Genomic DNA, 12,892 nt, shown 5'->3' with positions numbered 1-12,892 from the left:
GGTCACGCGCCTTTCGGTGTACGCCGGCGGCGGATTCAGGCACCCGGCACCCGGGAGAACGGGCCGTCGCCCAGCCCGGCCAGGAGATCGGCCGGGTCGCTGTGGACGGCGACGGCTCCCGCATCCTCCAGGTCCGCCCGGGGGATACCGCCGCACAGCAGGCCGACAGGGGTCACACCGGCGCGGGTGGCCGCCTTCATGTCCCAGACCGAGTCCCCGACGAACAGCGCGCGCCCGGGCGGTACGTGCGCCAGTTCGAGGGCGTGCAGGACGGGATCGGGGGCGGGCTTGCCCCGCTCGACGTCGTCGGAGGTCGCGGTGTCGGTGAGGGCGTCGTCCGCGTCGATGGCTTTGCGCAGGGCGGCCAGCTCCCGGTCCTGGGCCGAGGTGACGAGGAGGACCTTCCAGCCGGCCCCCGCGAGCGCCCGCAGCAGGTCCGCGGCCCCGTCGAAGGCGAGGAACCGGTCGAAGTACGTCGCGTACAGGGTGTCGTGGGCGGCGCTCATGCGCTCGTCGGCGGAGCGGTCGCGGTCCTCGCCGAGGAGGTGGGCGAGGAGGTCCTCACCGGGCAGGCCGATGGCCCGGTGCACCGCGTGCATGGGCACGCGGTGCCCCGCCTGGCGCAGGGCCTCCCACCAGCACGTGACGTGGAGGTGGTTGGTGTCGGTGAGCGTACCGTCGACATCGAACAGGGCGGCGCGGTTCATGGCGGGGACGTCCTCACAGGTTCCGCAGGGCGGGCAGCAGCTTCGCCTCGGCCCACTCCAGGTACGGCTCCTGGTGGCCGCCGCCGATCTGGACCAGGGCGATCTCGGTGAAGCCCGCCTCCGCGTAGGGGCGTACGGCGTCGACGAACTCGTCCACGTCGTCGCCGCACGGGACGGCCTCGGCGACGTCCTCGGGCCGGGTGAACTGCGCGGCCTGGTCGAAGGAGGCGGGGCCGGGCAGCTCGGCGTTGACCTTCCAGCCGCCGAGCGCCCAGCGGAACTGGTCGTGCGCCCGGGTGACCGCGGCGCCCCGGTCGGGGTCGTAGCAGACGGGGAGCTGGCCCACCCGCGGCTTGCCGGCGCCGCCGTGCGCGTCGAACTGCCGCAGGAGCTCCGGTTTCGGCTCCGTGGCGATGACGAGGTCCCCGAGGCGTCCGGCGAGCTCGCAGGAACGGGCCCCGGAGACGGCGATCCCGAGCGGCGGCGGCTCGTCCGGGAGGTCCCAGAGCTTGGCGTTCTCGACGTCGAAGTGGGCTCCGTGGTGGCTCACGTACTCGCCGGTGAACATCCGCCGGATGATCTCGACTGCCTCTTCCAGCATCTCCAGGCGTACGTGGGCGGCGGGCCAGCCCGCGCCGATGATGTGCTCGTTCAGGTTCTCGCCCGAGCCCAGCCCGAGCCGGAACCGGCCCTCGGACAGGATCTGGAGGGTGGCCGCCTTCTGCGCGATCACGGCGGGGTGGTAGCGGAAGGTCGGGCAGGTCACGTACGTCATGAGCGGGATCCGCGACGTCGCCTGGGCGGCGGCGCCGAGAACGCTCCAGGCGTAGGGAGCGTGTCCCTGCGAGGCCAGCCAGGGGAAGGAGTGGTCCGAGATGACCGAGAAGTCGAACCCGGCCCGCTCCGCCCCCACCACGTGGGACACCAGCTCACGGGGGCCGGCCTGCTCGGTCATCATCGTGTATCCGATTCGCACCATATGGCCCGCCTAACCGTTCCGGCGCGCGCGAAACCCTCCGCGTCCGGGCGTCACCCGGAAGGCGGACCTCACTCGGGCAGGGTGGGCGCGATCCTCCCGGCGTGCACGACCAGCCGTCCGATGCGCGTCTCGTGGTTGGACGCCGTCGCGCTGCAGTCCGCGACGCTCTGCGGCCGCGCGTCGTGGAGGTACCAGGTGGTGCGCGCGGTGCCCGCCCCGGCCTCCACCTCCTCGATCTTGACATGGCGCGGCATGACCGAACCCTCGGCCGACAGGGCCCACTCCTGCGCGCTCGGCACATCGGTGAGGACGCAGTCGTCCAGGGTGAGGGTGAGTTCCTGCCCGGGCAGGCCGAGGTCGCCCTGGGGGCCGAGGCCGGTGACCTCTCCACAGGTGAACCGCTCACCGCGCACGGTGACGTAGTAGCTGCTGGGCGTCTTTGCATCCGAATCCGTCATGCCCACCCGCCTGCCCCGAGGGCGCCGGTCCAGACAGCGCCCGGTCACGCGATCGCGGGCCGGACGGGCGACGCGGGACGGCGCCCGGGCGGGCGCGGGGTCCGGAAGGGCCTGCGGACCGGCTACTGCCGGTCGTCCCACGGCGGGACCGACTCGTCGTCCGGGTCGAAGGGCGGTTCGTCCGGATCCGGGTCCGCGTGGCGTGCCGCCGACGCGGGCGCCGATGCCGGCGCGGGGACGACCGCGGGGGCCGGGGCGGGCGCGGGGTCGGCGGGGTCGCGCTGCGTCAGGGTGTCCAGGATGCCCCGGCCGTACTTGGTGAGCTTGGCCTCGCCGACTCCGCCGATGGTGGCCAGCTCCTCCACCGTGGCGGGGAGGCGGGTCGCGATCTCCCGCAGCGTCGCGTCGTGGAAGACGACGTACGCCGGTACGCCCTGCTCGCGCGCCGTCTCCGCCCGCCAGGCGCGCAGGGCCAGGAAGACCGGTTCGGCCCCGGCCGGGAGGTCGACCGGGACGCGGGCGCCCTTCCCGGAGCGCGACCCGGACTCCCTGCGGGGCGAGCCGACGGCCGCCTTCTCCTTGCGCATCGAGACGCTGCGGCGCCCTGCCAGCACCTCGCCGCTGGCGTCCGTGAGCACGAGCGTCCCGTAGTCGCCCTCCACCGCGAGCAGCCCCTGCGCCAGCAGCTGGCGCACGACCCCGCGCCACTGCGCGGTGCTCAGCTCCGCACCGACGCCGAACACGGACAGCCCGTCGTGGTCGAACTGGATGACCTTGGCCGTCTTCTTCCCCTGGAGGATGTCGATGACCTGTCCGGCGCCGAACTTCTGGCGTCGTTCCTTCGCGAGGCGCCACACGGTGGACAGCAGTTTCTGCGCGGCGACCGTCCCGTCCCAGGACTCGGCCGGGGTGAGGCACGTGTCGCAGTTGCCGCACGGCTCGCCCGACTGCCCGAAGTACGCGAGCAGCCGCGTACGGCGGCAGTTCACCGTCTCGCACAGCGCGAGCATGGCGTCCAGGTGCATGCCCAGCGACCGGCGGTGCGCCTCGTCGCCCTCGGAGCCGTCGATGAGCTTGCGCTGCTGGACCACGTCCTGCAGGCCGTAGGCCAACCAGGCGGTGGCCGGTTCGCCGTCGCGGCCGGCCCGGCCCGTTTCCTGGTAGTAGCCCTCGACCGACTTCGGCAGGTCGAGGTGGGCCACGAAACGGACGTCCGGCTTGTCGATGCCCATGCCGAAGGCGATCGTGGCCACCACCACGACCCCGTCCTCCCGCAGGAAGCGCGCCTGGTTCGCCGCACGCGTACGGGCGTCCATGCCGGCGTGGTAGGCCACGGCGTCGATGCCCTGCTCCACCAGGAACGCCGCGGTCTTCTCCACCGAGGCCCGCGAGAGGCAGTAGACCACTCCGGCGTCCCCGTCGTGCTCGGTCCGGATCAGCTCCAGCAGCTGCTTGAGCGGATTGTCCTTGGCGACGATGCGGTACTGGATGTTCGGCCGGTCGAAGCTGGCGACGAAGTGCCTGGCGTCCTCCAGGCCGAGCCGCGCCACGATCTCGGCGTGGGTGGCCTCGGTGGCCGTCGCCGTCAGCGCGATCCGCGGCACCTTCGGCCAGCGCTCGTGCAGCATGGACAGCGCGAGGTAGTCGGGGCGGAAGTCGTGGCCCCACTGGGCGACGCAGTGCGCCTCGTCGATGGCGAAGAGCGAGACCTTCCCCCGGTCGAGCAGCCGCTGGGTACCCTCCGTGCGCAGCCGCTCGGGAGCGAGGTAGAGCAGGTCGAGCTCGTCGGCGAGGAAGGCCTCCTCGACGGCCCGCCGCTCGTACGGGTCCTGCGTCGAGTTGAGGAATCCGGCCCGCACGCCGAGGGCGGTGAGCGCGTTCACCTGGTCCTGCATCAGCGCGATGAGCGGCGAGATCACGACGCCCGTGCCTTCTCTGACCAGCGCCGGGATCTGGTAGCAGAGCGACTTGCCGCCGCCGGTCGGCATCAGCACGAGAGCGTCGCCGCCGCCCACGACCTGCTCGATGATCTCTTGCTGCTCGCCGCGGAAGGAGCTGTACCCGAACACGCGGTGCAGTACTCGCGAAGCGTCGGAGATCTCGGGGGAAGCGTCGGGAAGGGCCATCCACGAAGCCTATCGGCACCCGCCGACACCCCGGCTCCACCGGCCCGGGCCTGTGGACGGGCAGCCGCGCCGGCGCCTGTCAAGTGACGAACAGCCGGGACTACGTCCCTCCCGCCGCGCCGGGCACGGTGGAATCCGACCGTTCAGCGGGAGCCGTCCGCCCGGGTCACGACGACGAGGGAGCCCCCATGAGTGACATCGCCATCACCGGACTCGGCTGCCGCTTTCCCGGGGCCCCTGACATCCGCGCCTACTGGAAGCTCCTGCTGAGCGGGCAGCGGCAGTTCTCCCCGGTCCCGGCGGAGCGCCGACACCACGAGACCCTCCCCGAACCGGGCGGCCCGTCGGCACCTCGTGCCTCGTACACCGACCGGGTCGCCTTCCTCCCGGACGTGGACCGCTTCGACGCCCGGCACTACGGGGTGCCGCCCGCTCGCGCCCGGGCCATGGACCCGCAGCACCGCCTGATGCTCGACGTCGCGCGTGAGGCCCTCGACGACGCGGGGCTGGGCCGCGGGGACTTCGACCGGGAGAACACCGGGGTCTTCGTCGGCATGTCGCTGTCCGGCCACAAGGACCTGATGAGGGCCGCCGTCCGGGCCGTCGCCCCTGCCGACGGGTCCCGGGCGGCCGACGGGAGCGAGGGCCCGGGCGCCGCCGAGGACCCGGCGGAACCCTTCGCCGCCCCGCCGGCCTTCGCCCTGACCGGGAGCCTCCTCGACACGGCCGCCGGCACCGTCAGCCGACAGTTCGACCTCGGCGGTCCCAGCTTCGCCGTCGACGCCGCCTGCTCCGGCTCGCTCGTCGCCCTCGACCAGGCGATCGCGCACCTGCGCCAGGGCAGTTGCACGATCGCCGTCGTGGGCGGCGTGTACGTCGACCTCACCCCCGACACCCTGGTCGGCTTCGCCAGGATCCGCGCCCTGTCCGCCGCCGGGGTGTGCCGGCCCTTCGACGAGGAGGCCGACGGCTTCGTCCTCGGCGAGGGCGCCGGCGCCGTCGTCGTACGGCCGCTCGCCGACGCGCTCGCCGAAGGCGACCGCGTCTACGCCGTGATCAGGGGCATCGGCACGGCCCACGACGGCGCCTCCCCCGGGCCGCTCGCCCCGACCGCCGAAGGCCAGGTGCGGGCCATGCGCCGCGCCTACGACGACGCGGGACTCGCCCCCTCGTCCGTGGGCTTCCTCGAGGCCCACGGCACCGGCACCGCCGTCGGCGACCGGGCCGAGGTGGAGGCGCTGCGCCGGCTGCGCACCGAGCACCCGGACGAGGACCCCGGTCTGTGCTACCTCGCCTCGGGCAAGGCCCTGATCGGGCATTCCCTGTCCGCGGCGGGCATCGCGGGGCTGATCAAGACGGCCCTGGTCGTCCACCACCGCACGATCGTGCCCCAGCCGGACACCACCCCGCACCCCGACCTGGGCGTCTCCGCGGCCGGCCTGCGCTTCGCCGACACCGTGCGGCCCTGGCCCGGTGGCGGCGCCCCGCGGCGCGCCGCCGTCAGCTCGTTCGGTTTCGGCGGCACCCACGTCCACGTCGTCCTGGAGGAGCGGCCCGCCCCGGCCGCCGGCCGTTTCCCGGTGCGTACCGAGAGCGCCGGGCCCCAGCTCGTCCTGCTCTCGGCCGGCAGCCGCGAGCTGCTGGACCGGCACATCGGGGAGGTGCTCGACGCGCTGGACCACGCACCCCGGGTGCCGCTCGCGGCCCTGGCCCACACCCTCGGCGGGCGGGAACCGCTGACGTCCCGGCTCGCGATCGTGGCCCGCGACACGGACGAGTTCACGCAGCGGCTGCGCCACGCCCACCGGCAGCTCGGCGACTGCGCCGGACGCGAACTCGGCGACGGCCCCGGGGGCGATCTGGGCGACGGCGCCTTCGCCGCGGACGCTCCCCTGCCCCCCGCGCAGCGCCGCATCGCCTTCCTCTTCCCCGGTCAGGGCAGCCGGCTGCCGGGCACGATGCGGGACCTCCACGAGAGGTTCCCCGGATTCCGGGCGGCCGTCGCCGCGCTCGCCGCCGTGGCCCGGCAGGACACCGGCGTCGACCTCGCCGACCTGCTCTACGGCGAGTCCGCGACCGCCCGGGGCGACGCACGGGAGGAGATCGGGCGGCGGCTCGCCGCCACGGACCTGTGCCAGCCCCTGCTCGGTATCGTCCAACTGGCCGCCACCCGGCTCCTCGCCGAGTGCGGGGTCACGCCCGACCTCGCGCTGGGCCACAGCGTCGGCGAGTTCGCCGCGGCCTCGGCGGCCGGAGCGCTCACCGGCGAGGACACCATCCAGCTGCTGGTCCGCCGGGGCGCGGCCCTGCGGCAGGCCGAGAACGGCCTGCGGGGCGGGATGCTCGCCGTGCAGAGCGACAAGGAGACCTGCCGCCGGCTCAGCAACGGCATCGACGACGTGTGGCTCGCCTGCTTCAACCAGCCCCACCAGGTCGTGGTCAGCGGCACGCCGCACGGGCTCGCCGCCATGCGGCGGGCCTGCGCCGACGCCGGGATCGTCACGGTCGCGCTCGACGTGTCGGGCGCCTTCCACTCGCCGCGGCTGGCCTCCGCCGAGGAAGCCGTGCGCGCGGACCTCGCCGCCCACCCCGTCAGCAGCCCGGTCCTGCCGTTCGTCTCGACGGTGAACGCCGAGGTCTGCACCGACGCCGCCCGGCTGCGCGAGCTGTGGGCCCGGCACGCGTCGACTCCCGTCCACTTCGCCGACGCCGTCGCCGTCGCCTACGGCCAGGGGGCCCGCGTCTTCCTCCAAGTGACCGGCGGCGGCTCGCTCCTCAGCTCGGTCCGCCGCAGCCTCGCCGGCCGCGTCGACCTGCACCTCGTCCCCGTCACTGGCCCGGCGCCGGACAACGGGCGCGGCCTCGTCCTGGCCCTCGCCCGGCTCGCCGTCCTGGGTGCCCCGGTCGACCCGCGCGCCCTGGTCCCCGAGGAGGACCGCCGTCTGCTGGACCTGCCGGTGGCGAAGCTCGACACCCGTTCCTACCGGGTCCCCGGCGGGCGCCCCGTGCCGAAGGCCCCCGCCGCCCCTTCCTCCCTTTGCGTCCCGCCCCCGCCCACACGTCCCGAGGAGACCTCGATGCGGAACCCCACGAACGGCGCGGCGTCCGACCCGATGAACGGCGCGGCGTCCGACCCGATGAACGACCTGCTCCGGCTGATCCAGCAGCAGGTCGCGCTGATGACCCGGCTCACCGAGGCGCTCCACGGGGAGCCCGCCGTACCGCCCGCGGCACCCGCCGCCCCCGTAGCCCCCGCCGGGACTGCCGTTTCCTCCGCCCCCGTCGAGCCGCCTCCGCCCGAAGTAGCCACCGGCGAGCGCGCTCCGTCGTCACCCGCGCGCACTCGCCCGACCAGATCCGGCACACCGTGAGCGCGCTGGAGCACGCGCTCCGGTGCCTGGACGCGGCCCCCGCGGCCCGACCCGGCCCTCGGCCGCGCCCGCGGGGACGGCACTGCGTTGGTGCTCACTGCCCGGCCGGATCATGCTTGTCAGAGGACCCCTGGCCGTGCGGGCTGCCGTGGAGCAGCGGCGAAGGACTAGCGAGGGCGAGATGAACGGCGATGGAGCGACTTCCCACCTCTCCTGATGAGCGGCCGACGGACGCGAACGCCCCTGACGAGCCGGCGTACACGGCCACGGCCACCATCAGCGGGCAGGGCATCGTGACCGAGTGGAGCGACGACGCCCGTCGCCTGCTCGGCTACCCGCCCTCCGAGGTCGTGGGGCTGCCCGCCGGGCGTCTGCTCGCCGACGGCGCCGGCGACACCGTACGGCGGACCCCGCCCGGGCAGGCGCGCTGGAGCGGCACCGTGGCCCTGCGGCACCAGGACGGCCGGCGCCTGGAGGTGGGGCTCCTCGCGCACCGCTGGACATCCACCGGCGGTGCCACCAAGTGGTTCGTGGTGTCCGCCGTGCCGGGCCGCCCCGCCGCGGCGGACGGCGAACTCCTGGAGCGATGGGCGTTCACCCAGTCCCCCTGCTTCCTGGCCGTCTTCGACGCGGACCTGCGGCTGGTGCGGGCGAACGCCGGCATGGAGCGGACGCTCGCCCTCGCGGAGGCCGAGGTGCGCGGGCTGCGCCTGACCGACATCGCGCCGGATCCCGTGAGCGACGAGACCGAGCGCAGGATGCGCCTGGTACTGGAGACCGGTGAGCCGCAGTACGTGGACTCCTTCGTCCGCGCCGCGGACGCGGCCCCGGGGCACGGCTGGGCGGCGTCACTGGCCCCCTTGCGGGACCCGGACGGCCGGGTGCGGGCCGTGTGCCTGACCGCGCACGACCGGAGCCGGGCCGATGCCGCGGGCGGCGAGGTCGGGCAGCGGCTGCTCCTGCCGGACCTCGCCGGAGCCGCCGCCCCGGACCACGCCCCGGCCGGCGGTCCGGACAGCGCCCTCACGCCGCAGGGGCTGGTCGACGCCGCCGTCCCCGAGCTCGCCGACTTCGCGGTCGTCGATCTGCTGGAGCCTCCCCCGCGCGGCGACGCGCCGGCCCCGGGCATCCCGGCGGGGCCGGTCACCGTGTGCCGTACCGCAATGCGGTCGGTCCTGGCAGGAAGCCCCGAGTCCCGGGTGTCGGTCGGCGGGACGACCGTGTATCCGCCGCAGTCGCCTCCCGCGGCCTGCCTCGCCGTGGGCCGCGGCACCGTGTACGGGACGAGTGACCCGGCCGTTCTCGCATGGGCGGCCCAGGACCCCGAGGCCGCCTGGATCGGCGAGCACGGGACACACGCGGTGCTGCTGGTGCCGCTGCGGGCCGGCGGGACCACGTACGGCGTGGCCCTCCTCGGCCGTCACCGGCGGGCGGAGCCCTTCCGGCAGGAGGACCTGTGGCGGGCCGAGGAGCTCGCGGCCCGCGTGGCCGTGGGCCTGCACACCGCGCGCAGGCAGCAGCCGCGGGAGCACACCAGCACGATGACGTTGCAGCGCAGCCTGCTTCCGCACACGCTGCCCGATCACGCGGCGTTGGAGATCGCCTCCCGCTACCTGCCCGCCGGTACCGCGGCCGGCGTGGGCGGCGACTGGTTCGACGTGATCCCGCTGTCCGGCGCCCGGGTGGCCCTGGTCGTGGGCGACGTCGTCGGACACGGCATCCGGGCCGCCGCCACCATGGGGCGGCTGCGTACCGCGGTACGCACGCTGGCCGATGTCGACCTGCCGCCCGACGAGTTGCTCACCCATCTCGACGACCTGATCATCCACCTGTCCGCCGACGAGTCGGACCAGGACGCCGCCGGGGAATCCGTCGGGGGCATCGGCACCACCTGCCTGTACGTGGTCTACGACCCGGTGACCCGCCGCTGCACCGTCGCCCGGGCCGGCCATCCGCCGCCCGCCGTGGTCTCCCCGGAGGGCGCGGTGTACCTGCTGGACGTCCCGGCCGGCCCCCCGCTGGGGCTGGGCGGCCTGCCCTTCGAGACCGCCGAGGTGGAACTGGCCGAGGGCAGCGTCCTCGCCCTCTACACCGACGGTCTGCTGCAGGCCCGCGAGCACGACATCGACGAGGCCCTGGACAGCATGTTCGCCGCGCTCAGCCGGCCGTCCTCCACGCTGGAAACGGTCTGCGACCGTGTCCTGACGGCTCTGCTGACGCACCCGCCCGAGGACGACGTCGCCCTCCTCGTCGCCCGGACCCGGGCCCTCCACGCCGACAAGGTCGTCGTCTGGGACCTGCCGTCCGACCCCTCCGTGGTCTCGCTGGCCCGTCGGCGGACGACCGAGCAGCTGACCGAGTGGGGTCTCGACGAGGCCTCTTTCGTCACCGAGCTGCTGGTCAGCGAACTGGTCACCAACGCCATCCGCTACGGCGAGCCGCCCGTCCAACTGCGACTGATCCACGAGAAGAGCACCCTGATCTGCGAGGTCTCCGACGCGAGCAGCACCGCCCCGCACATGCGGCGGGCCCGGATCTTCGACGAGGGTGGGCGGGGCCTGCTCCTGGTGGCCCAGCTGGCCCAGCGCTGGGGTACCCGGCACGCGCCGGTCGGCAAGACCATCTGGGCCGAGCAGTCCCTCGTCGACTTCTGATACGTCCGCTCTACGTCCAGGTGGACGGCGGGCCGAAGACCGGCCGGGCCCAGGCCGGCGGCTCCGGTGGCGGCACGGCGCTCCCCGCACCCGGAGGGCGCAGGGGCGGACCGTGCGGGGCGACGCCGTTCCCGGTGGCGGCGCGCAGGGCCGCGACGAACTCCAGGCAGGAGCCGTAGCGGTCCTCGGGGACCTTCGCCAGGGCCTTGGCCAGGACGTCGGCGGCGGCATGCGGGACCTCCGGCCGCCGCTCGGTCACGGGAGGCGCCTGGTCGTACTGGTGCGCCCACAACAGGGCCACGTCCTCGTCCCGCTCGAACGGCGGTCCGCCGGTGAGGGATTCGTAGACCACGCAGGCGAGGCTGTACAGATCGCACCTGCCGTCCACCGGTCGGCCGGTGATCTGCTCCGGCGCCATGTAGTCGAGGGTGCCGACGAATTCTCCGGCCGTGGTGAAGCCGCTGAGCGACAGCGACTTCTTCGTCAGGCCGAAGTCGGTGAGGTAGACGTGCTCGGGGTGGTCGCTGTCGGTGCCCGCGGCGACGAGGATGTTGGCGGGTTTCACGTCCCGGTGCACCAGATCGTGCTCGTGTGCGGCGTCGAGCGCGGACGCCACCTGGGCGGCGATGCGCAGGGCGGTCGCGACGGGGAGCGGGCCGTCGCGGTCCAGCAGGCCGCGCAGGTCAAGGCCGGAAACGTAGCGCATGGCGATGTAGAGGACGCCGTCGGTCTCACCGGCCTCGAAGATCGGGACGATGTGCGGGTGGTCGATCTTGGCTGCCACGCGCGACTCGTGGGTGAAGCGGCGCCGGAAGGTGTCGTCGCGGGCGCGTTCCGGAGCGATCAGCTTGAGCGCGACCGTACGGTCCAGCCTCAGGTCCTTCGCGCAGTAGACGACGGCCATGCCGCCGCGGCCGATCATCCGCTCGACCCGGTAGCCCGCGATCTGCTTGCCGATCAGGCCGGAAGGCCGGCCCGCGTACAGGCTCAGGTTCGATGCCGTGCCCATCAGGGGCCTCTCTCACCGGGCCGGCCGGGCGGCGGCTCGGCGCCGTCGCGGTGCCCGTGGGCGAAGGTGCCGGTCATGACGGCTCCATCCTTTGAAAGTCTATCCAGTGGTCCCTGCGCGTGCCCGTCCGCGTGCGGTGCCGGCGGCGGGGCCCGATGTCGTGGGAGGTCCCCGTGCGCGGTGTGCGCACGGGGACCTCCGGGGCCCCGGCCGGTGGCGGCCCGGGTGGCCGGTCAGCCGAGGCCGCCGGTGCCGCCGCGGCCGCCCTGCCCGCCGGTCTGGCAACCGACGCCGACGCAGATTCCGCCGGTGCCGCCGGTGCCGCCCTTGCCTCCGTCGCCCCCCGCGGCCGGCGCGTTCCCGCCGGTGCCGCCGGTGCCGCCGTTGGCACTGCCGTGGCACACCCCGGCGCAGACCCCGCCGTTGCCGCCGGTACCGCCGGTGCCGCCGGGCCGGCCGGTGGTGCCGGTGCCGCCGTTGGCGCTGCCCCCGCACAGTCCGGCGCAGATGCCGCCCTTGCCGCCGTTGGTGCCGTTGACCGACCCGTCGCACTTGCCCGCACAGACCTTGTCGCCGACGCGGACGCTGCCGTTGCCGACCTTCACGCCGCCCAGTACCGAGCCGCTGCCGAACCGGTTGCCGGCCGGGCGGCTGTCACCACCGCCGGGTGCGGGTCCCTGCTGCTGGCCGCCGAGCGCCGGGGCCGCCTGGCTCACTGCCGCCGGGGCCGGCGCCGCGGTGGCGGCGGGGACCATCGCGCCCCCGCCGATCAGCGTCGTCGAGATGACGAAACCGAGACGGAACTTCCAAGATCGCACACGCATGAGATTCTCCCTTGCCGAGAAATTGACGCCCAGATTTACGGAAAACGAGGCCGGTGGGCGGACTGCCGGCCCGCCGGCCTCGTTGTTCGGTCCTTCAGCTCCTGCCGCCCGCCGCGCTCCTCAGCAGAAGGGGAGCCCGGTTCCCATCAGGGCGCACCAGTCGCCCTCGGTGTACTGCTGCTTCCAGGTGTCGATCTCGTCGGTGGAGATCTTGTACTTGTCGGCGATCTTCTTCTTCATCCCGTCCGAGTCGTCGGCCAGTACAGCCATCACGATCTGCACCTTGTCCACGGCCGTCAGCTCCGCCTTGGTCTTGTCGGGCAGGTCCTCGAAGCGGAAGCACCCCACCCCGCCGGGCTTGCCGGGTTCGCCGGGCTTACCGGACTCGCCGCCCTTGCCGCCCTCGCCGCCCTTGCCGCCTTCGCCGCCCCGGCCGAAGCCGACGCAGTGGGAGGGCGAGCCGGACAGGACCGGGGACGTGCTGCCCGCCGGAGCCTGCGGCTCCGACGCCTGCGCGGCGCACGCGGTACCGGTGACCAGGGCCAGGGAGGCCGCGACCAGGACGATCGGACGCTGCCAGGTGCTTGTGAACATGGGGGTTCTCCGTATCCGTGAGCCAAGAGTGTCGATGGGGGCGCTGAGGGGGTGGGGGGCCGGGGGGGGGTGGTGGGGAGGGCAACAACCCCGCCGGGGAAGCGGCGCGCGGAGAAATATCTGGCGCCCCCCGCCCCCCCCCCCCCCCCCCCGCCCCCCCCCCCACCCAG

At 74.3% G+C, this 12,892-nt stretch carries 9 protein-coding genes; 2 read left to right on the top strand and 7 right to left on the bottom strand.

Features of this window, described 5'->3' with window-relative positions; translation table 11 throughout:
• Nucleotides 1-35: 35 nt before the first annotated feature.
• The 4 genes from ACWFQ8_RS17910 to recQ all read right to left on the bottom strand — a co-directional run bounded on the left by ACWFQ8_RS17910 (nucleotide 36) and on the right by recQ (nucleotide 4,270).
• Entirely contained in the window at nucleotides 36-707 is a 672-nt protein-coding gene (locus ACWFQ8_RS17910; protein WP_453787188.1) for an HAD family hydrolase, read from the bottom strand.
• Nucleotides 708-720: 13 nt separating this feature from the next.
• A complete protein-coding gene (locus tag ACWFQ8_RS17905) occupies nucleotides 721-1,686 on the bottom strand; it encodes an LLM class F420-dependent oxidoreductase (RefSeq protein ID WP_453787187.1) in 966 nt (321 codons plus the stop codon).
• Nucleotides 1,687-1,754: 68 nt separating this feature from the next.
• The gene (locus tag ACWFQ8_RS17900; RefSeq protein WP_453787186.1) at nucleotides 1,755-2,144 is read right to left on the bottom strand and encodes a hypothetical protein; all 390 of its coding nucleotides are present in this window, start codon (nucleotides 2,142-2,144) and stop codon (nucleotides 1,755-1,757) included.
• A 122-nt stretch (nucleotides 2,145-2,266) separates the two neighbouring features.
• Nucleotides 2,267-4,270, bottom strand: a complete 2,004-nt coding sequence (gene recQ / locus ACWFQ8_RS17895; RefSeq protein ID WP_453787185.1) for a DNA helicase RecQ — start codon at nucleotides 4,268-4,270, stop codon at nucleotides 2,267-2,269.
• 188 nt (nucleotides 4,271-4,458) lie between these two features.
• Between recQ and ACWFQ8_RS17890 the strand changes: the two genes are divergently transcribed.
• Both ACWFQ8_RS17890 and ACWFQ8_RS17885 read left to right on the top strand, forming a co-directional pair.
• On the top strand, nucleotides 4,459-7,641 hold the full coding sequence (locus tag ACWFQ8_RS17890; protein WP_453787184.1) for a type I polyketide synthase: 3,183 nt from the start codon (nucleotides 4,459-4,461) through the stop codon (nucleotides 7,639-7,641).
• Between the two features lie 191 nt (nucleotides 7,642-7,832).
• Nucleotides 7,833-10,295: a SpoIIE family protein phosphatase gene (locus ACWFQ8_RS17885; RefSeq protein ID WP_453787183.1), complete on the top strand. Its 2,463-nt coding sequence runs from the start codon at nucleotides 7,833-7,835 to the stop codon at nucleotides 10,293-10,295.
• A 10-nt stretch (nucleotides 10,296-10,305) separates the two neighbouring features.
• Here ACWFQ8_RS17885 and ACWFQ8_RS17880 read toward each other — a convergent pair whose 3' ends face one another.
• From ACWFQ8_RS17880 to ACWFQ8_RS17870, 3 genes are all read right to left on the bottom strand, one after another.
• Nucleotides 10,306-11,304 (bottom strand): serine/threonine-protein kinase, encoded by a 999-nt coding sequence (locus ACWFQ8_RS17880; protein WP_453787182.1) that lies wholly within the window; start codon nucleotides 11,302-11,304, stop codon nucleotides 10,306-10,308.
• Nucleotides 11,305-11,537: 233 nt separating this feature from the next.
• Nucleotides 11,538-12,128 carry a hypothetical protein gene (locus tag ACWFQ8_RS17875; RefSeq protein WP_453787181.1) on the bottom strand — a complete coding sequence of 197 codons (591 nt, stop codon included), beginning with the start codon at nucleotides 12,126-12,128 and terminating at the stop codon, nucleotides 11,538-11,540.
• A gap of 120 nt (nucleotides 12,129-12,248) precedes the next feature.
• Nucleotides 12,249-12,722 carry a hypothetical protein gene (locus ACWFQ8_RS17870; protein WP_453787180.1) on the bottom strand — a complete coding sequence of 158 codons (474 nt, stop codon included), beginning with the start codon at nucleotides 12,720-12,722 and terminating at the stop codon, nucleotides 12,249-12,251.
• Between the last annotated feature and the right edge of the window lie 170 nt (nucleotides 12,723-12,892).

It is taken from the genome of Streptomyces sp. NPDC055254, from assembly GCF_053606025.1.
Note: the sequence above shows the minus strand (reverse complement) of the source record. Positions and strands in the feature narration are given on the sequence as shown.